This is a genomic window from Burkholderia sp. AU31624, assembly GCF_020420065.1.
Classification (GTDB): domain Bacteria; phylum Pseudomonadota; class Gammaproteobacteria; order Burkholderiales; family Burkholderiaceae; genus Burkholderia.
The window spans coordinates 747926-767730 of sequence record NZ_JAIZRT010000003.1; the positions used below are offsets into that span (position 1 = coordinate 747926).

At 64.9% G+C, this 19805-nt stretch carries 29 protein-coding genes; 21 read left to right on the top strand and 8 right to left on the bottom strand.

Features of this window, described 5'->3' with window-relative positions; genetic code table 11:
* The first annotated feature begins 1 nt into the window (after position 1).
* From LGM89_RS13770 to LGM89_RS13870, 21 genes are all read left to right on the top strand, one after another.
* Positions 2 to 778 (top strand): flagellar hook-basal body protein, encoded by a 777-nt coding sequence (locus LGM89_RS13770; RefSeq protein WP_226273213.1) that lies wholly within the window; start codon positions 2 to 4, stop codon positions 776 to 778.
* Entirely contained in the window at positions 775 to 1407 is a 633-nt protein-coding gene (locus LGM89_RS13775; RefSeq protein ID WP_226273214.1) for a flagellar basal body L-ring protein FlgH, read from the top strand. Before LGM89_RS13770 ends, LGM89_RS13775 begins: the two co-directional genes overlap by 4 nt.
* On the top strand, positions 1401 to 2549 hold the full coding sequence (gene flgI, locus LGM89_RS13780) for a flagellar basal body P-ring protein FlgI (protein ID WP_226273215.1): 1149 nt from the start codon (positions 1401 to 1403) through the stop codon (positions 2547 to 2549). Before LGM89_RS13775 ends, flgI begins: the two co-directional genes overlap by 7 nt.
* A gap of 14 nt (positions 2550 to 2563) precedes the next feature.
* Positions 2564 to 2917, top strand: coding sequence for a hypothetical protein (locus tag LGM89_RS13785; RefSeq protein ID WP_226273216.1), 354 nt, complete (start codon positions 2564 to 2566; stop codon positions 2915 to 2917).
* Between the two features lie 2 nt (positions 2918 to 2919).
* Positions 2920 to 3369 (top strand): flagellar basal body rod protein FlgC, encoded by a 450-nt coding sequence (locus LGM89_RS13790; protein WP_226273217.1) that lies wholly within the window; start codon positions 2920 to 2922, stop codon positions 3367 to 3369.
* Complete coding sequence (locus LGM89_RS13795) at positions 3366 to 3656, top strand: flagellar hook-basal body complex protein FliE (RefSeq protein WP_089431753.1); 291 nt, start codon at positions 3366 to 3368, stop codon at positions 3654 to 3656. Before LGM89_RS13790 ends, LGM89_RS13795 begins: the two co-directional genes overlap by 4 nt.
* Before the next feature lies 1 nt (position 3657).
* A complete protein-coding gene (fliF, locus tag LGM89_RS13800) occupies positions 3658 to 5139 on the top strand; it encodes a flagellar basal-body MS-ring/collar protein FliF (RefSeq protein ID WP_226273218.1) in 1482 nt (493 codons plus the stop codon).
* Complete coding sequence (locus LGM89_RS13805) at positions 5136 to 5648, top strand: hypothetical protein (protein ID WP_226273219.1); 513 nt, start codon at positions 5136 to 5138, stop codon at positions 5646 to 5648. The genes fliF and LGM89_RS13805 overlap by 4 nt, the downstream gene beginning before the upstream one ends.
* The gene (locus tag LGM89_RS13810; protein ID WP_226273220.1) at positions 5645 to 6340 is read left to right on the top strand and encodes a hypothetical protein; all 696 of its coding nucleotides are present in this window, start codon (positions 5645 to 5647) and stop codon (positions 6338 to 6340) included. Before LGM89_RS13805 ends, LGM89_RS13810 begins: the two co-directional genes overlap by 4 nt.
* Before the next feature lie 25 nt (positions 6341 to 6365).
* On the top strand, positions 6366 to 7649 hold the full coding sequence (locus LGM89_RS13815) for a FliI/YscN family ATPase (protein WP_226273221.1): 1284 nt from the start codon (positions 6366 to 6368) through the stop codon (positions 7647 to 7649).
* On the top strand, positions 7646 to 8095 hold the full coding sequence (locus tag LGM89_RS13820) for a hypothetical protein (RefSeq protein WP_226273222.1): 450 nt from the start codon (positions 7646 to 7648) through the stop codon (positions 8093 to 8095). The genes LGM89_RS13815 and LGM89_RS13820 overlap by 4 nt, the downstream gene beginning before the upstream one ends.
* A 401-nt stretch (positions 8096 to 8496) precedes the next feature.
* Positions 8497 to 8817 carry a hypothetical protein gene (locus LGM89_RS13825; protein WP_226273223.1) on the top strand — a complete coding sequence of 107 codons (321 nt, stop codon included), beginning with the start codon at positions 8497 to 8499 and terminating at the stop codon, positions 8815 to 8817.
* The gene (locus LGM89_RS13830) at positions 8807 to 9214 is read left to right on the top strand and encodes a flagellar hook assembly protein FlgD (protein WP_226273224.1); all 408 of its coding nucleotides are present in this window, start codon (positions 8807 to 8809) and stop codon (positions 9212 to 9214) included. The genes LGM89_RS13825 and LGM89_RS13830 overlap by 11 nt, the downstream gene beginning before the upstream one ends.
* Positions 9215 to 9221: 7 nt before the next feature.
* Positions 9222 to 10388 (top strand): flagellar hook protein FlgE, encoded by a 1167-nt coding sequence (locus LGM89_RS13835; protein WP_226273225.1) that lies wholly within the window; start codon positions 9222 to 9224, stop codon positions 10386 to 10388.
* Entirely contained in the window at positions 10385 to 11209 is an 825-nt protein-coding gene (locus tag LGM89_RS13840; RefSeq protein WP_226273226.1) for a FliM/FliN family flagellar motor C-terminal domain-containing protein, read from the top strand. Before LGM89_RS13835 ends, LGM89_RS13840 begins: the two co-directional genes overlap by 4 nt.
* The gene (locus LGM89_RS13845; RefSeq protein WP_226273227.1) at positions 11206 to 11541 is read left to right on the top strand and encodes a FliM/FliN family flagellar motor switch protein; all 336 of its coding nucleotides are present in this window, start codon (positions 11206 to 11208) and stop codon (positions 11539 to 11541) included. Before LGM89_RS13840 ends, LGM89_RS13845 begins: the two co-directional genes overlap by 4 nt.
* A 96-nt stretch (positions 11542 to 11637) precedes the next feature.
* Positions 11638 to 11937 (top strand): flagellar biosynthetic protein FliO, encoded by a 300-nt coding sequence (locus LGM89_RS13850; protein ID WP_226273228.1) that lies wholly within the window; start codon positions 11638 to 11640, stop codon positions 11935 to 11937.
* A gap of 47 nt (positions 11938 to 11984) precedes the next feature.
* A complete protein-coding gene (fliP, locus tag LGM89_RS13855) occupies positions 11985 to 12731 on the top strand; it encodes a flagellar type III secretion system pore protein FliP (protein WP_226273229.1) in 747 nt (248 codons plus the stop codon).
* Positions 12728 to 13525, top strand: a complete 798-nt coding sequence (locus LGM89_RS13860) for a sigma-70 family RNA polymerase sigma factor (protein WP_226273230.1) — start codon at positions 12728 to 12730, stop codon at positions 13523 to 13525. The genes fliP and LGM89_RS13860 overlap by 4 nt, the downstream gene beginning before the upstream one ends.
* Positions 13526 to 13534: 9 nt before the next feature.
* Complete coding sequence (locus tag LGM89_RS13865) at positions 13535 to 14104, top strand: tetratricopeptide repeat protein (protein WP_226273231.1); 570 nt, start codon at positions 13535 to 13537, stop codon at positions 14102 to 14104.
* A 17-nt stretch (positions 14105 to 14121) separates the two neighbouring features.
* Positions 14122 to 14514, top strand: a complete 393-nt coding sequence (locus LGM89_RS13870; RefSeq protein WP_226273232.1) for a hypothetical protein — start codon at positions 14122 to 14124, stop codon at positions 14512 to 14514.
* A 22-nt stretch (positions 14515 to 14536) separates the two neighbouring features.
* Here the strand turns inward: LGM89_RS13870 and LGM89_RS13875 are convergent, their stop codons facing one another.
* The 8 genes from LGM89_RS13875 to LGM89_RS13910 form a co-directional block, all read right to left on the bottom strand.
* The gene (locus tag LGM89_RS13875) at positions 14537 to 14974 is read right to left on the bottom strand and encodes a hypothetical protein (protein ID WP_226273233.1); all 438 of its coding nucleotides are present in this window, start codon (positions 14972 to 14974) and stop codon (positions 14537 to 14539) included.
* 122 nt (positions 14975 to 15096) lie between these two features.
* Positions 15097 to 16035, bottom strand: a complete 939-nt coding sequence (locus LGM89_RS13880) for a hypothetical protein (protein WP_226273234.1) — start codon at positions 16033 to 16035, stop codon at positions 15097 to 15099.
* A 178-nt stretch (positions 16036 to 16213) separates the two neighbouring features.
* Positions 16214 to 17005, bottom strand: coding sequence for a LysM peptidoglycan-binding domain-containing protein (locus tag LGM89_RS13885; RefSeq protein WP_226273235.1), 792 nt, complete (start codon positions 17003 to 17005; stop codon positions 16214 to 16216).
* Entirely contained in the window at positions 16971 to 17180 is a 210-nt protein-coding gene (locus LGM89_RS13890; protein WP_226273236.1) for a hypothetical protein, read from the bottom strand. Before LGM89_RS13890 ends, LGM89_RS13885 begins: the two co-directional genes overlap by 35 nt.
* A complete protein-coding gene (locus tag LGM89_RS13895; protein WP_226273237.1) occupies positions 17177 to 18394 on the bottom strand; it encodes a hypothetical protein in 1218 nt (405 codons plus the stop codon). Before LGM89_RS13895 ends, LGM89_RS13890 begins: the two co-directional genes overlap by 4 nt.
* A gap of 435 nt (positions 18395 to 18829) precedes the next feature.
* On the bottom strand, positions 18830 to 19135 hold the full coding sequence (locus LGM89_RS13900) for a helix-turn-helix domain-containing protein (protein ID WP_226273238.1): 306 nt from the start codon (positions 19133 to 19135) through the stop codon (positions 18830 to 18832).
* Complete coding sequence (locus LGM89_RS13905) at positions 19128 to 19283, bottom strand: type II toxin-antitoxin system RelE/ParE family toxin (protein ID WP_226273239.1); 156 nt, start codon at positions 19281 to 19283, stop codon at positions 19128 to 19130. Before LGM89_RS13905 ends, LGM89_RS13900 begins: the two co-directional genes overlap by 8 nt.
* Positions 19284 to 19306: 23 nt before the next feature.
* On the bottom strand, positions 19307 to 19771 hold the full coding sequence (locus LGM89_RS13910) for a DUF2846 domain-containing protein (protein ID WP_226273240.1): 465 nt from the start codon (positions 19769 to 19771) through the stop codon (positions 19307 to 19309).
* Positions 19772 to 19805 lie beyond the last annotated feature (34 nt).

Here is a 19805-nt window from a genome sequence, read left to right on the forward strand (position 1 = left end):
CATGAACAACCTGTTCTACATCGGCGCGACCGGTCTTGCCGCGCAACAAACTGCCGTCGATACGACCGGTCACAACATCGCCAACTTGAACACCCCTGCCTTCAAGCGAGGCGCCGTGACGTTTTCGACACTGCTGACCGCGAGCAGTGTTCCCGCGCCGCGGCAGGAAATCATCGCAACGGCCGGTCTGGCAGGCGGCTCGGGAGTCGCCGCCGAAACCCGACCGGTGTTCTCGCCCGGTACGCTGCGGCAAAGCGACGACGCGTGGGATCTCGCGATCCGCGGCGAAGGCTTCATCGAGCTGGACGCGGCCGACGGCAACGTGATGCTGTGGCGGGGCGGGCGGCTGCGCGTCGGCGACGACGGCACGCTGCGCGCGTCGAACGGTCTCCCGCTGAAAGCGGCGATCTCGGTGCCGCGCGACGCCGAGCAACTCGACATCGCGCCGGACGGCCAAGTGCTCGCCGTGATCCCGAATCAGGCCGCGCCGCTCGAGGTCGGCCGGATCGAGATCTCGCAGGCGTCCGATCCGCGTGCGCTGCTGGCGCTCGGCGACGGCACCTATCGGATCGCCGACGACGGCGCCACCGTGATCCGCTCGCGCCCCGGCGAAGACAATGCGGGCACGCTCGCGCAAGGATTCGGCGAAGCGTCGAACGTCGCGCTCGCGGACGAACTCGCGAACTTGATGCTCTACCAGCGCGCCTATGCCGCGAGCGCAAAACTCGTCCAGGCAGGCGACGAGTTGATGGCGATCGCGAACGGCTTGAAGCGATGAGCATGCACCCTGGCAACCCCCACCCGCGCTGGGCGACGAACCGTTCGTGCCGTCTCGGGCCGGTCTCGGCGATCGTCTGCGGCGTGCTGATCGCGGCGCAGCTCAGCCACGCGGACACGCTCTACCGGCCCGATGCCTTCCAGCCGCTGGTCGCCGACCGTCGCGCGGGCGCGATCGGCGACATCGTCACGGTTCTCGTCTATGAACAGTCGAGTGCGAGCCAGACGGCCGACACGTCGACGCGCACCGGCTTCTCGATCAACGGCAGCGTCTCGACGCTCTATGCCGGCAACAATCGTGCACAGGTCGGCGCGGGCGACGACTACGGCGGCCGCGGACAAATCCAGCGCAGCGGCCGGCTGCTCGCGCAACTGAGCGCAGCCGTCATCGACGTGCTACCGAACGGCGATCTCGTCGTCGCAGGGGAGCAGCGCATCGACGTCAACGGCGAGAAGACCGGCATCCGCCTGAACGGACGCGTGCGCGCGATCGACATCGGCCCCAGCAATACCGTGTTGTCGACCCGGCTCGCCGATGCCCGGATCGATTACACCGGCGACGGTTTCGTCACCGATCGCACGAAACCGGGACTCATTCCCCGTTTTTTCGCGTGGCTCGGCCTATGGTGAGCCGCCTTCACACATGGCTCCGTCGCCTGTTGCCGCTGGCCGCGCTCGCGCTGCTCGCCGCAGGTACGCAGTCGGCAGCCGCAAACACGAAAGCCGAGGTCCGGCTCAAGGATCTCGGACGCTTCCTCGGCTGGCGCGACAACATGCTGGTCGGATATGGAATCGTGACGGGCCTCGCCGGCTCCGGCGACTCGCCGCGCAACCAGGCGACTCGCCAGGCACTGGCGAACCTGCTGTCGCAGTTCGATCTCGTCGTCGGACACGAGCAGATCCAGAGCCGCAACGTCGCGATGGTCATGGTGACGGCTGCGCTGCCGCCCGCCGCCAATCTCGGCGATGCGCTCGACGTCAATGTCACGTCGACGGGCGACGCACGCAGCCTCGCAGGCGGCACGCTGATCATGACGCCGCTGCGTGGGCCCGATCGCCGGATCTATGCGCTGGCGCAAGGCCCCGTGTCGGTCGGCGGCTACCGGTACGACGCGAACGGCAACCTGAAGCTGAAGAATCATCCGACGGTCGGCATCGTGCCGAGAGGCGGCATCGTCGAGATCGCAGTGCGCGCCGCGCTCGTCACACCGGACGGCAAGCTCCGCTTCGTACTTCGCGACCCCGATCCAGTCACCGCACAACGCATCGCGCAACGCATCAGCGGCACGCTCGGGCAATCGGCCGCGCGCGCGCTCGGCGCGGACGCCATCGAGATCGACGCGCCAACCGACCCGACGGCGCTCCTCTCGTTCGTCGCCCGCATCGAGACGCTGACGGTCGAGCCGGACCAACGCTCACGCGTCGTCGTCAACGAGCGCACCGGCACGGTAGTCGCCGGCAGCGATACGCGAATCTCCCCCGTCACGATTTCACACGGCGACATCCGGGTGTCGGTCACCACCGAATACTCGGCGTCGCAACCGAACTTCGTCACGTTCGGCGGACGTGACGTGCGCAGCGTCGTGCTCGCCAACAGCGAGCTGTCGGTCGACGAAGCGAGCCAAACCGTTGCCGTGTCGTTTCCGCGCGGCACGGTCGGGGACCTGGTGCAAGCGCTCGCGAAAGCGCGCGTCGGCACCCGCGATGTCATCGCGATCCTGCAAGCCGTCAAGGCTGCCGGCGCGCTGTATGCCGAACTGCTCATTCAATGAAGGAGAAGCAAGCGATGTCGATGGATTTAGTCGCCGCGATCGCCGGCAAGGCGATGGACGGCCTGTATGCACGCTCGGCCGCGCTCGCGCACAACGTCGCGACCGCCAACGCTGCCGCCGTCTCGCCACTGCGCGTGACTTTCGAGGATGCGCTGTCCGCCGCCGCGGCCGCGCGGCCCGGCGATACGACAGCTGCGCAACGCGCGCGCATCGAAGCCGTCCAGCCACACACCGTTGCGACGCCCGATGCCCCCCGTCTCGATCGCGAAATCGCCGACGCATCGCAGACGTCGGCGCGCTACGCGCTGCTCGCGGGCGTACTCACCCGCGCGCTGCAGCTTCGACAGCTCTCGGTGCGGGGAGGCTAAACATGTCCGACACGATTTTCGCCATCGCGCGCTCCGGCCTCGACGTCGAACGCCAGCGTCTCGAACTCATCGCTCGGAACTTCGCCAACGCGGGCGTATCCACTGCCCCCGGCGTCGAACCATATCGGCCGTTGCGGCTCGTCTCCGGCCCGCCAATCGAACCGGCATTCCCGGAAGCGCTGCGGCGCGCACCCGGCGCGGCCCCGGCCGTCCCGCCTTCCGGCACCCGCGCGCTCGGCATCGACGCACTCGATACGCCGCCGCGCCTCGTGCGCGACGCCGCGCATCCGCACGCAGACGCGCACGGGCTGGTCCGCTATCCGGGCCTCGACCATGCCGCCGAAATGGCGCTGCTGGTGCAAACGCTGCGTACCTATGAGGCCAACGTCGTGATGTTCAACGCTGCGCGTTCGATGTACCTGCGCGCGCTCGACATCGGAGGTCAATCATGACGCCAATCGAGGCCATTGCCGAATACGCGAACACGCCCTGGACAACGGCCCCGTCCCCACTCGCCGTGGACAGCTTCGGGATGCAGCTGATGTCAGGGGTACAGAACGTCGACCGGGCGCTGCATGCTGCCGAGGCAGCCAGCACTGCGATCGCACTCGGCGACGAGCAACCGCCGCACCAGGTCGTGCTGGCGCTTGAGGACGCACGATTCAAGCTGCAGCTCGCGCTCAACGTGCGCACGCGGCTCGTCGAGGGCTATCAGGAACTGATGCGGATGCAACTGTGAGATGAAGCAATCAATTTCCCGCCTCGGCGCCTACTTTCCTGCCGGCTCCCGCACGCGTCAATTTGCGCTCGCGGGCACGCTCACCGCCGTGGTCGGCTGTGCAGGGCTCACCGCCTGGCTGGCCTGGCGTCCGTCGTATCAGGTCCTGGCCCGCGATCTGAAGCCACAGGATGCGGCCGCCGTCGCCGCTCAGCTCGACAAGGAAAAGATACCGTTTCGCTATGACGAGCCAACGTCCGCAATCCTCGTGCCCGCGGACGACGCGCGCACCGCGCGCGTCAAGCTGACGAGCGCTGACTTGCGTCTGCAGGGGGTGGTCGGATTCGAACTCTTCAATCAGAGCGACTTCGGCCTGACTGAATTCGCGCAAAAAGTGAATTACCAGCGCGCATTGCAAGGCGAACTCGCGCGCACGATCGCGACGCTCGATGCAATCGAGCTGGCACGCGTGCACCTAAGCCTGCCGGAGACGGCGCTGTTTCGACGCGATCGCAATCGTCCGAAAGCATCCGTCGCACTGTTCGTACGCGACGGTCATACGCTGGCGCCCGACGTCGTCAAGGGAATCCAGCGGCTGGTTGCTGCGGCCGTGCCCGAAATGTCGGCCGCCGACGTCTCGGTACTCGATCAGCGGGGCGCGTCCGCCGATGGGCGCGGCATCGATTCCGACGATCCTCAGTTCGCGTTGAAGCATGCCGTCGAACAACGCTACGAACACAAGGTCCTCGCGCAACTCGCCCCCATCGCCGGCGCGGGTCGCGCGACGGTGAGCGTCGACGCCACGCTCGATTTCGATCAGATCCGCACCACGCGCGAATCCGGCCTCACGCAGTCGACGGCCGGTCCCGACGGCACGCCGGGTGTGCCGACGCGACACGCCGCTACCGGATGGCCGACCGTCAGCTTGCCGCCGCTACCCGGCGTACCGCCGGCGCCGCCCGCACAGGAAATCGCGCGCTCGGAAAGAAGCGTCGAACAAATCGTCAGGAGCCCGGGCGCGATACGCAAGCTGTCGGTCGGTATCGTGCTCGACGGCACGATGACGCCCGAGCGCACTGCCCGCCTGCGCGACATCGTGTCTGCATCGATCGGCCTCGATCCCGGGCGCGGCGACACGCTTGCGATCTATCTGCCAGACGCGCCGGCCGGGCCGACGGACAAACAAGTCGCACCACAGCCCGCCGCGATCGCTTTGACCACGCGCGTGGACGGCGCGAGCGGCCCGCGCGCAGCCCCCGTTTCCGCATCGCAGGCGGCAGGGCCGCACTGGCTTCGCTTCGCCGATCTCGACAGCGCACGCCCCTACGTGCCGGCCGCCGCCGCGGCAGCGCTCGGTGCCATCGCCGCGTGGGTCGCGCGTCGCAGAGTCGTCGGTCGGCAGACGCAACCCCGACGCCTGACCGATGCCCAACGGGCCGAATACGCCACGCGCTTGCGGCAACTCCTGGCCGAACCAGGCGGATCACGTGAGGGGTCGGCATGACGCACGTCGATGATGAGCGCCGTCTGCGGCGAGCGATAGCGGAACTCGCCAGCTGCCGGATCGAGGACGTCGAATCAATCTGGAGCATGCTGTCCGACGCCGAGCGCGAACGGCTACGACCGTTACTCGCGGACGCGTTCCGCGCGGCCGGCGGATCGGCAGAGGCATCCGCGATTGCGCTCGACGCCGAGACACGCACGCACGTGGGCCGGCTCGCCCGCGCGTTCGCGGTACTGCCGGTCGAACTCGCGGCACGCCTCGCAGCAGGACTCGACGATGCCGAACGCTCGCTCGTGCTCGCCCATCTGACCAACGAGCGCCGGCACGTGCTCACCCGCTGCGTCGAAGCGCGCGCAGGCGGATTCCGTATCTCGCCCCGGGCGGCCGGCGCGCTGCGCGACGTCGTGTTGACGCTCGATGGGCCAGCCGACGCCGCGCCACCTGCACTCGCGCCGGCGCGGCCCCCGTTACGCACCCGGCTCCGCAACTTGGTAAGGAAACGACGATGAACGTCATCCTGAAAGCGCATCGCGTGCGACTCGAGGGCGGCCGCAAGCGGCTGGCTGCAACAGCCGCAAGCGAGCCTGGCCCGGACGCCCTCTCCGTGCCTGTTCCGCCCGACGGACACACCGCCGAAATCGACGCGCTGACTGCACGGCTCGCCGAACTCGAGACGAAGTGCGCCGCGTTGGAAGGCGAGCGCGACAGCGCTTACCGTCGAGGTGTCGATGACGGCAGCTGCGCGGCCGATGCGAGTGCGAAGCGCGACGACGACGCGCGTGTCGACGCCTTGTCGCGCGGCGTGCTGGACGCGCGCGCGTCGCTGGATGCACGCTTCGCGTCGCTCGAAAACCTGGCACTCGACATCGCGCAAATCGCGTTGGAGCGGATTCTCGGCGCAACCGAGCACTATCCGGCGCTCATTGCACAAACGGTCCGGCATCACGTCGCGCAAATGGAGGCGAGTGTCGTACTGACCGTCGACGTATCGCGCACCGACTTCCCCGACGAAAACGCGTTGCGGCCGATTGGCTCGGCCGTACCCGAAGCGATCGTCAACGCGCATTCACACCTGCCTGCCGGTGCATGCCGGTTCGGACTCGCACCCGGTCGCGCCGAACTCGACCTCCCACGACAATACGACCGCCTGATGGCCGCCCTCACCCAGTTCCGCGACGATGCCGCACCGACCAGCCACTGAGCACGCGTACGTCGCGGCCATCCGCATGACCGATCCGGTGCGACGCACCGGCGTCGTCACGCGCGTCATGCCGACGTTCGTCGAAGCGGACGGCCCCGGTGCCGCGCTCGGATCGCTGTGCGCGATCGGCAGCAACCGATCGGAGCCAACACTTGCGGAGATCGTCAACGTCGAACGCACACGCGTCACGCTCGCGCCCTACACGACCGCGTCCGTCATCCGGATCGGCGATGAAGTCGCAGCACTGCAGGCGGGCGCGACGATTCCCGTCGGCGACGCGTATCTCGGCCGCGTCGTCGATCCACTCGGCCGCCCGCTCGACGGCGCCGGGGCACTGGGCCAATGCACTGCGACGTGGCCGCTTGCCGGTCTCGCCACGCCCCCGCTCACGCGGCAATCGCCCGAGCGAACGCTCGAAACCGGCGTGCGCGCGCTCGACGCGCTCCTGACGCTGGGCGTCGGCCAGCGGGTCGGCCTGTTCGCGGGGAGCGGCGTCGGCAAGACGACGCTGCTCGGAGCGCTCGCCCGCGACGTCGATGCCGACGTCCGCATCCTGTGTCTCGTCGGCGAACGGGGCCGCGAAGTCGAGGAGTGCTGGAACCGGACACTGTCCGCCGCGAACCGTGCTCGCACGACGCTCGTCGTCGCAACCTCCGACCAATCCGCCGCACTGCGTGCCCGCAGCGTGCCGGCCGCGCTGTCGCTCGCCGAATACTTCCGCTCGCAAGGCGCACATGTCCTGCTGATGATCGACTCCGTGACGCGCTACGCGCTCGCGCTGCGCGAGATTGGCCTCGCTGCCGGCGAGCCGCCGACCGTGCGTGCATATACGCCCGGCGTGTTCGCAGCGCTACCGAAAATCGTCGAGCGTTGCGGCGCGTTGAAGAACGGCGGCGCGATCACAGCACTGATGACCGTGCTGACGGAAAGCGACGAGATCGACGACCCGATGGCGGAAACAATGCGCTCGCTGTTGGACGGCCACATCGTCCTGAGCAGGGCCCTCGCGGAACAGGGGCAGTTCCCGCCGATCCAGGTCCCCAGAAGCGTGAGCCGGGTCAGCCGGTACGTCGCCAGCGACACGGAACGCGCGCTGGCCGCCGACGCAATCGCCCAACTCGCGCTGTACGACACATCGAAGACGCTCGTCGAATCCGGGCTCTACACGGCCGGCAGCCATCCAGCACTCGATCGCGCCTTGCGCCTGCGCCCCGCGCTGCTCTCGTTCCTGCGCCAGGACGCCGACACTCCGACCGGGCGCGAACAGGCGATTGCAATGCTCGCCTCGCTACTGGAGGACAGCGCATGAAACCCTCGGATCGCTTGTCACTGGCAACGCGGATCGCCGAGCTCCGCGCCCTGTGGTTGTCGCGCGAGCGCGCCGCGTCACGACAGCTCGCGGCCGCCAGCCAGGACGCATGCCGGCTCGAACGCGACGCAGCGGGCCGGTTGGCCGCCGTCGCACTGGCCGGACGATCCGGAACCGCGAGCGCCGCGCTGTCGAGCGACCTGCTGCGCAATCTCGCCGGCGCAATTGACGCGACGCGCGACACCTGGCTGACGGCGGTGGAATACGCACACTCAGCCGCCGCGAAGGTCGACGCACACCGCTCGACGCTTGAGCGGCAGCAGCAATATGCCGACGCAGCCGACGCGCTCGTCGCACAGGCACACGTCGCCGCACGGCGCGCGCGCGACAAGGCGGACAACGCGCAGCTCGAAGCGTGGCTGTCGACTCGGCGGAGGGTCGAGTGAACGCCCCCCCGACAACCGTCCGCCCTTCGTTCGACGTTGCCTCCGGCAACACATCTGCGGTATCGCGACATCGAGACGACTCGCCATCGGCATTCGCCCAAACCCTGCGCCGGCTCGAACGAGACATGTGGCGAGGGGCAACGGCCGGACACGCGCCATCGGCACCGAATCAGGCGGCCTCGCCGCGCGCTGCGCCGTCACTTGCGTCCGAGAGTGCTCCTGCTCCCGCACGACCGGATCGCGCACCGGCCAGCGTGCCAGCTACGCCACCGAGTGTCGGGTACTGCTCACCCATGCGACGCGACATGGTAGTTGCCGAACCGGGAGCGCCCGTGTCGACACAACGCCCGCCGGCTCGGTCCGGCGGAAACGTGCAAGCGTTGCTCGCTCCCACGCCGCCCATGTCGATCGTGCCCGGCGCTCACCGCGCCGCATCCGTCACCGCCTCACCGCCGGCCCCCGCGACCTTCCCCTCGTCGTCACGTCACGCAGGCGAGACCGCACCCCGCCCAACTTCAGGGCCGCACTGCCGGCTCAGCGTGCTGACGGGTGCGGTCGGCCTCTCAATCGCGGTACGCGCCGCCGGAATCGACGACTCGACGCTTGCGCAACGCGCCTTCGTCGAACTGCGCCGGCTCGGCGTGCCGTCCGCACGGCTCTTTATCAACGGCAGGCTTTTCATCGAAACGCACCGACTCTCAGGAGGAACACATGGCGATTGACTCCATCGGCCCCATGACAGGCAACGACCGACAAACCGACCCGACCGGACTCGACCTGCAATCGCTGCTCCGGATCATCGTGACGCAACTCACTTATCAGGATCCGCTCAAGCCGGTCGACAACTACGAATTCGTGTCGCAGCTCGCACAGTTCACGTCGCTCGAGCAGAGCCGCCAGATCGCCGCCAAGATCGACGACCTGCTGTCCGTGCAATCCGCAACCCAGACCCTCGGGCTGCTCGGACGCAAAGTCGACATCCGCGGCGACGCTGGCACGACTACCGGCGTCGTCAAGGGCCTGTCGTTCAAGGACGGCGAACCGAAACTCACGATCGAGAGCGAGAGCGGGCAGTTCCTCGCGGATGCGACCGTGTCGCAGATCCTGACCGTACGCTGAGGCGCCCATGCTCGACAGCCTCTATATCGGCATGAGCGGCCTGCGCGCCTACTCGAAAGGCTTGCAGACCATCGGCAACAATGTCGCGAACCTCAACACGCCCGGCTTCAAATCGTCGACGCCGCGCTTTCAGGATCTGTATGACGGGCGACCCACCGCGCGAGACGCGACACGATCCGGCAGCGGCATCGCCTACGCGCACACGGCGCTGAATTTCCGGCAAGGTGAATTGCGCGGCAGTACCGGACAGCTCGATCTCGCCATCGACGGCGACGGCCTGTTCGCACTCCGCGACGGCGAAACGATCCGCCACGCGCGTACCGGCCAATTCCAGATCGCCGACGACGGCTCGCTGACCGAACGAGCGAGCGGCCTGAAACTCGCCACGCTCGATGCGGCCGGCACGCTCGCGCCGATCTCGTTGGCACACCGTCAGCTCGATCCGCCACGCGCGACGCGCGTGGTCCGCTTCACCGACAACCTGTCGCCCGGCTCGACCGATTTTTCCGTATCGAACGTCGAGGTCTACGACGCGAACGGCGCGAAGCACACGCTGAAAGTATCGTTTGCGGAGGATACCGGCGTGATGCCGGGACGCTGGAAGGTCACCGTCACTGATCCCGACGGCATGCCGCTCCAGATCGGCACGCTGCAATTTCATGGCGGCATTCCTGAACCCGGCCAGGACAAGATCGACGTTACGCTGCCGTCGTCGCAGCTCACGGTGACGCTGGATTTTTCCGATGGCGTCACCGCGTTCTCGGCCGGCGCCACATCGACTCTGCGGGTATCGAAGCAGGACGGCTACGCAGCCGGTACGCTCGCGTCGATGAGCATCGACCGCGACGGTCAGCTCGCGTTGCGCTACTCGAACGGCCAGACCGGCAAAGCCGGCACCATCGCGCTCGCCCACTTCGCCAATCCTCAGTTGCTGGTTCAGCTCGGCGCGGGCCTGTTCGACGCATCGCATCTCCCTGCGCCGCGTTACTCGAAAAGCGGCGATCCGCTCGTCGGTCAGTTGCGCTCCGGTGCGGTCGAGGCGTCCAACGTCGATCTGTCCGGCGAATTCGGACAACTGATCCTGATTCAGCGCGGCTTCCAGGCATCCTCCCAGGTCATCAGCACATCGAACGAGATGATCATGCAGTTGTTCCAGATGCGGGGGCAGGGATGAGCGAAGCGCCGTTGCGCTGGCGACCGCTCGCCGAGCGTGATCTGCTGGAAGCCGGCACGCTGTCGGAAAGCGCCATCGCCCCCTGGTTGCGCAACTGGTGCGACGACACACCGCGCGTCGACGACGTCGAGCGGATAGCGCCGCTGCGACCGCCGCCTTGGTCGTCCGACGCCCATGTCTGGTCATGCGGGCCGCACCTGCACTGGGCCATCGAACCACGATCGCTCGACCGGCTCGCCCTGCGCGCGCTCGACCTCGAGCCCGCCAACGGCTTCGCCGCAACGCGCGTCGATTACTGCGCCGAGATCGTGCGCGCGTTCGGAAAGTCGATGGCCGACGACCTGGCCGCCGCATTGCGCGCCGTCTGCGGTGCCTCCCCACCCGACGCGCGACACCTGCCGCAATCAGTTGCGGCAAAACCGATCGCATCACGGTACGGCGCGGTTCATGTCCGACTCGCGCTGGGTTCCGATGCCCCATGCCTGTCGATCGTCTTCGCCGCCCCGTTCTGGTGGGCCCGACACGCGCCCCGCCACGCATCGACGGCACGCAACGCCCCGTTGACGCCGCGTACGGCTGCGATCGAATCGATCGGCACACACGTCCACGCCCGGCTCGGCATCGTTGCGCTACCCGTCGCTCAGTTGCTCGACCTCACGCCCGGTGACGTCCTCGTGCTCGCCGATCGGCTCGATCCCGACATTTCCGTCACGACCGGACATCCCGGCCAGATCGCGGTCGGCTTCGGCCGCCTCGGTCGCACTGACGGACAACTTTCCATTCAACTGCAATCGCTCGTCGAACCCGAGGATCACCGATGACCAGCCACGCCACCCCCGACCGCCCCGTCGTCATGCGTGTCGACCTTCCCGAGCACGGGCCGGTCGAGACCTCCGATGCGCGCGCCGCCGCCCAGCCGCGCCTTGATCTCGTCGGCGACGTCATCGTATCCCTCGACGTGCATCTCGGTTCGGGCACCCTCGCCGTCAAGGAGCTGCTGGCCTTGCAGTCCGGCTCGGTCGTCACGCTCGACCGCCTCATCGACGACTGCGTCGACGTCCGACTCAACGAGCGCACGGTGGCCCGCGCCGAGATCGTCGCCGTCGGCGACCAGTTCGGCATCCGGATCGTCGAAATCGTCGAGGAACGCTGAATGCGGCCATCATTCGACTCGTCATTGAAACCACCGCCGGCGTCGATCGCATCCGACACCAGCACCGGCGCCGACGCGACCTATTCGCTCGCACGTTTGCCGGCACTCGGCGACGGTATCGACCTCTATCGAATCGGCGGTGCGCTTCTCGTCTGCGTGGTGCTCGGCATCGTCGTCATGCTGGCGTTGCGTCGATACGGAGGTTCGTTTCCGGGAAGGCGCGGCACGCAATCGACCCGGAAAAGGCTGACGATCGTCGAGACCGCACGCCTTGCTCCGCGCGCGACACTTCATCTGATCGAATACGACGAGCGGCGCGTGCTCCTCGTCCTTCACGCGAACGGCGTCTCGCTGCTCGATGCGCATGCGCATCCGTCGTCGGAGGCGACATCATGACCGGAAGCCTCCTGCCCGACTCGCGCCGGCGCTCCGTGCCGTCATGCATGCTGGGCCTGCTGGTAGCCGCTGCGCTGATCGGCGGGCTCGCGATGCACGGGACCGCAACCGCCGCCGCGGTCGCCGTCGCGCCGCCGCACGGCGCCCCCTTCGCGCTCGATCGGAACGGCACGTCGGAAGCCGTGCGCATCGCGGTGCTGTTGACGCTGCTCAGCATCGGTCCGGCCCTCGTTGTCTCGATGACGGCATTCATCCGGATCGTCATCGTGCTGTCGATGATCCGGCATGCGTTCGGGATGCTCGAAACTCCGCCGACGCCCGTGCTGATCAGCCTCGCACTATTCCTGACCGCCTTCGTGATGATGCCCACGTTCGAAACCCTGCATCGCGACGCGCTGCAGCCATTCATGGACGGCCGCATCGCCGTCGATCGCGCGCTGGAACTTGGCGCAGCACCGTTGCGCGATTTCATGCTGCGCCAGGTGCGCGACGACGAACTGCGGTTGATGTACGAACTGTCCCGCAAGCCGTTACCTGCGTCGGCCGACGAGGTAGGGCTGCTGCAACTCACGCCGGCCTTCATCCTGAACGAGCTGCGCGTCGCATTCCAGATCGGCTTCGTCGTGCTGTTGCCGTTTCTGTTGCTGGACCTCGTGGTATCGACCGTCCTGTTGTCGCTCGGCATGCTGATGGTGCCGCCTGCGACCATCTCGCTACCACTCAAGATCCTGATGTTCGTTCTGATCGACGGCTGGGGGCTCGTGATGCGAGGGGTGCTCGGAGGGTTCAGATGACGCAGGAGGGCGCGTGGAACCCGGACACGCCGTCGGTGGACGACGCCGGCAACGCTCACGAAACGGGGCTGTGGCGGAGGTGGGCGGTCGAGCACAGCCCAGGGGCCCGAGAAGCCGTATTTGCGCATTACCTGCCCTACGCACGCGCGATCGCGGCTCGACTGTATGCGGGACGACATCGCGATGACGTCGAGTTCAAGGATTTCGTTCAGCTGGCCTGCATCGGCCTGCTCGAATCGATCGATCGCTTCGATCCTGCACGCGGCGTGACTTTCGAGACGTTTTGCACGACGCGCGTGCGAGGCGCGATCCTGACCGGCGTCGAGAAACTGACCGACGGGCAGGAGCAGATTTCGTTCTCCCGACGCGTGCGCAGGGAACGGGTCGCGTCGCTTCAAACCGACGGCGATCGAGCGACACGCCCGGGCCGCGATGCGTTGCAGGCGCTCGGCACGCTGGCGGCCGGGCTGGCGATCGGATTCATGCTGGACGGCACGGGCCTCATCGCACCGACGGCGGATGACGCGCCAGCGGGCGATCCGACGCTGCCTGGCGCGGCCTATCACGGTATTGCGTGGCGCCAGACGAAAGCGCGACTGGTAGACGCAGTCCGGCATCTGCCTGAACGCGCGCGCAAGATCATTCAGTATCACTATTTTCACGGCCTCGCATTCGAGCAGATCGCCGACATTCTCGGCGGCAGCAAAGGCCGGATCTCGCAATTGCATCGCACTGCGCTGGCGGAGCTGCGCGAGCGGCTCGGCGAAGCAGAGTACATGCATCTAATCGGATAGGAGAGGTCGATGAATCGCAATGAACCCCGCGCCATGTTGTGCGACGACGATACGATGGACGAGATCGTCCGCATCGTCGACAGGCCAGGCAGCGAAGCGCTGGAACTACTCAGCGCCGCGCTCACGCACTGGCCCGACGATCATCGACTCTGGTTCTTGCGCGGGTCGATCTACGCCGGGGAACAGCGTCGCGCCGAAGCACGCGTCGATTTCGCTCGGACAGTCGCACTCGCACCGGATTTCGCTATCGCGCACTTCATGTTGGGTTTCGTCGACTTGCTTGACGGACACGTACAGAATGCGACGGTTCGCTGGGAGGCGCTCGACTCAGAACAGTCCGAGTACGAAGAGCTGCAGTTGTTCAAAACCGGATTGCTCGCGCTGTGCGACGATCGGTTCGATGTGGCACTCGATTGGTTAAAGCAGGGAATCGCGGTGAACGAGCGCTATCCGGGCATCAACCCCTACATAGCGAGCATCGTTGCGCACATCGACGCCTTAAAACGGGATGCCACCGCCGACGCGGAAGACGGTCATCTGCTTTTGGCCGGATATCTGGCGTCTCGTACCCGACATTAATCATCATCGGAGCACGCATGGATCCTGTTTCAACGCTCAATCAGGTGTTGGCGCTGCTACGGCAGCAAGTCATCGACCGGACGCGGCGCCAGGTGAGCGCGGAGGCGAGTCGCGCACCCACGCACGACAACGCGCCGGTGGCAGCACGCGTGGCCGGCCCGGATTTGGGCGCGCTGCTGCGCGAAAGAATCGACGCGTTGCGCACCGCCGGCGTCGACGATCAGGCCCTGTTGGAGCGCATAGCCATCAACGTCGTGCTGAGACATGAATTCGGCGCGACGCTCGGCAATGAGCCGGAGTTTCAGGAAATGGTGGAGTGGGTTTGGAAGGGGATAATGGACGACGTGCAAACGTCGGCGCTGCTCGGCGACGTGATACATGAGCTCGGGCATCGGCCGGAAAAGCGGTGAGACCGAGGTATGCCCCCTTACCTTAGCTCTTTCGATTCGTCTCTTCGTGTATCGCCGTGTTTCGCGCCGTGCCATGTACAGCGATCACCCCCCTGGGTAGCGTCCGGAACTCGATGCAATTTGCCTCGATTGACATGCCTGAGCCGTCGTGATGATGCAGGTAGGAAAAGACTCCGCCCCCGACGAAATGCAATGTATGGGATGTCGTCCGGTGTACGTGCGTGATCTCATGTTGCAGGACCAGCGCGATGTCGTCGATCTGCACTTGCCGGATCGCTGGTATGGTCGCACTGATGTCGCCTGCCTCGGAAACGAGGTATTTGTCACCCGCGGGCCCCTCGACAACGTGGCTGCCGTTCGGGAAGTCGGTTCGCTTTCCGCCGGGAATGTCGACTGATGACATGGCCGGCGTGGTAGCTGGCCGGGTAGGGGGCGGCGGGTTCTGGTTGTCGTCTTGCATTTGGTCAAATCGCGAAAATTATTGAGAAAGACCGGCTGCTTTTTGCGCTGCTGACGGATTCCGATGCGACGGCTATCAACTTCGCCCTGATCATCGAAGCCCTTCGATAGCATGAACACGCCCTAGTCCTCAGTGGGCGCTGTAACTTGTGCCGGTCCTGCGGAAACACTTTCTGTCTGACGAGCCGCGTCGAAGTTCGCCACCGCCACCTCGAGGTTAGCGTTAAATTGCAAGGATCCGTCGGGATAGCGCACCAGCGATCCTGCGTCGCCCTTCCCGATCAGACTCACAAGAACACCGTTGTCCCCAGTGACCTCTGTGACGCTGCCATTGATCTCGTGCTTGCGCTGCAGGTTTTCGGTCAGCAACCGGCCCATTTGCGCAATGCCGTCGTCCATGGCTGCTCGCAGCAGGCGACCATCGTCTGCATTCCATGCAGACACGTTGCGCGCCGCATCTTCGCTAGGAGACACCAGCTTGGCGCGATAAGTAATGCTGGCCCGGTACACGGCGTTTTTCGGGGCAACCGCCAGCTCGTTGTCGGGTGTCGTCGCCTCGACGGTCGGTGGTAGCTTGGCTAGGGCGCGAGCCTCAACGCTACGCGGAAACAATAGACTGCGTGTCGATAGCAGCAAGGCGGAATAATCCGGCGACAAGTGATAGTCGACGTTCACGAACATCACCGAGCCTGATTTCGAGGCGACGTACAGCTCGTTATAGGCCTTGTCGTTGACCTCCTTAGTTAACTCAATGCGCGCAACCTGCACATCTTGCTCCCTCCGGAACGCTCGTGACACCGATTTTCGCATCTGCTGGTCGAAGTTAAGTTCAGCCAGTTGGTCCTTGAGGGGGCCCACCGTGTCTTCCGCGGCCTTGGCGCGTATAGCATCCGTCGTGGCGTCTACCGCACCGAGAGCCCCGCCGCAGACAGCGGCTAGCAGGATGCCAACGCCGGGAATCGCACCGCAGGTCGCTGCCGCGGTCACACCCGCGGTAGACGGGATGAAAGCCGCGTACAGTTCGGCCTGCGCGATACCGATCTGGACTTCGACAGGTTGCATGACTGTTAGAGCCTCGCGCTCCAAGGGCTGACTAATCGGCATGCGAGCACATCCGGCAAGCATGGCAACACCCGCAAACAAAGCGACAAAGCGACAAAGCGACAAAGCGAAATTCTTTCAAATATCCCCCTTTTTCGTTTCCGAATCGCCTCGGGATGGCATCTTCTCGTCTGACTTGTCAATTCTGATACGTTGACGCAGAGAATCCCATTGGACAAGTTCGATTCTTCTCGACTTGTTGAGCGCAAGCAATGCGTTCTCCCCCGAGCCCTTCTTCCATTCGCAAATTCCAATTCGTTCTGCTCACAAATGGCTGCCCCCGATTGAACGTGCTCGCCGTGTTGTGCACGTTCGTCACCTTGTTCGGTACCGTCAGCAACTGCCCCGCCTTCAACTCGTCCGCGCTCTTCAACCCGTTCGCGTCCGCCAGCACGTACCACAGCGTCTCGTCCCCCCACAACGCCGACGCGATCGACTTCAACGAATCGCCTTCTCGCACCGTCCACACGCCTGGACTCGTGCCCGGGTACACGCCGTTGATCGTCATGAAGCTTTCGTCGAAATCCGCCGTCCCCATCGGCGTGAACACCTTGTACTGGCTATCGTCTCCTTTCTGCAGCTTGCCCGCCAGTTCCTTCACATAGTCAACCTGATCAATCCCGTCGTTACCCTGGTTCCCGACGCGCGTGCCGTTCAGGTAGTAGTAATTGTGCTTGCGATCCGGCGCGATCGACGAACATCGAGCTATTGCGGACGATCGGCTGCGTCGCGCGATCGATGGAATTCGTGCAATGTGCCTCGATGACGACGAGCGGCGACGCGTTGCAGAGAGGCTTTTCTTACGCAGCGAGCTCAGATACAACAACGCCCGCTTGCGCGGGCGTTGATGGGCTATCGATAAAAAGTTGAGTACAAAAAAGTGTCCATACCCCCGATCAACCCGCTTCTTTGTCTTCGCGGTAAATGGCATGCGCCATATCGCGCGCATCGTTCAGGGAAATATCAAAGATGCCACTAATCAGCACAATGCACTCAAAGTTCTTGTAGCCATCGCCCCGAGCTTTGCGAAACACGTCTTGAGGCGAGGCGCCTGCATCCTTCATCGCGATATATGGCGTTGGGTCCTGGTGAAGTGGTGCGCTCATTTTTGCAAATCCTCCAGTCGGCGCAAGGTGGGAACGTACTTATTGAATCCAAATGAATTAATGAGAACCGGCTCGCCAGGCGTGAACCCCCTACGAACCAAGATATTCGCAAGCGCATCATTCTGGAGATCCGCCCCGAATAGCTCCAATTGACGAACGCCAAGCGTAGAACCAAGCGCGCGGGACCTGTTGGCAAAGCTAAGAATTGCCCCACTACCGTCGCTCACAACATCCCAAATCCCTGCGCGAAGCGTATTACTTTCAAGCTGGAATATTGTTGCCGTTTGATAGATTGTGGCCGGGTCCTCGAAGATAACTTGTTTGCCCTCGAAGAATGCACGACGCTGCGTGGCATCCAAACCAAAATCTTTCAGGGCACCCACTGCTTCTCGCGTTGGAGCGACAACAAACTGACCGCCTGACGCACTAATGCCGCTTCCGGACACTCCACCATTGTCAACGACATAAGACAGCATGCCGGTTCTAGCAGCATACGCATCAATCATCGGCCCAGCCGCCGGCACGGCCCATGCCAGCCCCTTGAGCGCTGCTCCGGCCATCGGTGCCGCTCCGGCCGCCATACCCAATTCGGTCAGCGCGGCTCCACCGTAGCTCCCATCCGAGACCTGCTGCGCAAAGGCGCTGCGCCAACCGCCCGTCGCTCCGCTCGCTGCGGAGTGCACGTCTCGATATTGATTGCCAAGTTCGATCAGCGGATCGGCGATGAACTCGCCCACAGCTCGAACCCCCGCCCCGATCTTTTCCGACAACGGGGCCGGCGTCTCGAACACGCTACGGCGATCACCTGCGAGCCCACGCCAGAATCCCCCGTCCGTTTCCGTCAGCACCGGAATCGATTTGAGCGGCGGCCCGCCGGGAATCTCAACGGCTGGAACATACGGCGTCGGCACCGGATACGCGACCGCACTCGTCGGCCCATTCGAATCAATGATCGATGCACTGCTCGATGACGCCATCAAGCGCAGCGCCTGCTCCGTCGACAGACCGAGGCTCGCTGCGGTCGAATCGAACGAGCTAAATTCGGGTTGGAGCCGTGCGTTCGCCGACCACGCGAACTGCTTGGCCGGATCGACTGGATACGCGCCCTGCACCATCGAGTTGACGTCAACACCAATACCGTACAGCGTGCTCGCACTCGACGTCGGTCGGTCGGCCATGCTGTTGGCCACCATATTGCCAACAGTACTGGCCACCGCATCCGCCGCAATTGCCCCTACACCTCCTTAGACGCACTTCCCCGCCTCTGCCGCCCGCAAACCCTTATAGCACAAGCCTCCCAGCCATTCCATCAGGCTTGACGTAAATTTTCGCCCTAGACGCGGTTTTCCGGCTCACTGCCGGGGTTGCAAAGGGGCTTGGCCCCTTTGGCACACGATACGTTCGCGGAGCGCGCAGCGATCCGTAAACATATCCGTCGTGCCTGTCCGGTTCATCTGGACGACGGCCGGGATACGCTCGGGCTACACGTCGGATACAACCCGGCTACACACGAGCGACGGCCAGTGACACGCCACGCTCATCACTTTACACACGGTTCAGAAGGGATTCGCTGGGAGACTGCGACGCACGTCGCCGGGCCAGCACCCGTGCAACAACAGCGGGCGCATTGCGCGCCCGCCCGTACAACTTCAGAACAGGGCTTCCAGGCCCTTACGATCCACCAGATTCAACAGCTTCAGCGACGGCCCGTTCGGATGCTTCTGACCCTGCTCCCACTTCTGCACCGTCGACGTGCTCGTGTTCAGGCATGCCGCGAACACCGCCTGGCTCGCCATGCTGCGCTGGCGCAGCCGGCGAATCTGCGCCGCGCTGTACGTCTTCACCGGCGGCAGGCACAGCGCATCGAACTCGCGCAGCGTCACCGCGTCCATCGCGCCCGCCTCGTGCAGACCCTGCGCCGTCTCGTGCAGCACCTTCAGCAGTTTGTCACTCATCGCTTTCCACCTCATATAACTCGCCCGCGGCCAGCGCCTTCGCCAGCGTCCGCGCGTCATAGCCCAGCAACTGCGCCGCCAACAGCTTCAGCGCCTGCAACTCCTTCGCGCTCCCGTTGGCCCGCTCGTTCTTCGCGAAGCCGAACACGATCCGCTAGCAACAGCAGATCGTCATTTTGCAGCCTCGGTCTGCTCGGACTTCAGGACCGCCAGCTTCGATTCCTTCACCCCGTCCTGCCCGGTCGTGTCGTCGACGAGCTGCAGTTTGCTGCGAGCGTATATCACCCCCATCTTGACCTCCTGCCAGACGTAATAGATCTTTCCGGCGACCGTATCTACGTCCAGCGTCGAGTCGTTTTCCGCCTTCGAGACCAACTGGTGACGGCCTGGCTCCACCTCGCTATACAGGTAAGTCTTCGCGGCCGTGTCGCCCAGAATCTTGCCGTCGAGCGTCACCGGCATCTTGATGGCCCCGCCCATGCCTTCGTTCCGATACACGTAAATCGCCGCCTTCTCCTGCGGAGCGCTGAACGTCTTCAGCTCCGCATCTCGCTGGGGATCGCCCATCGGCACCGAGGCACAGCCCGCCAGAATCAACAGCGAGACACCCAGCGGGATCAATTTCTTCAACTGCATTTCATCCGCCTCTTTTATTGTCATTAAATACCAG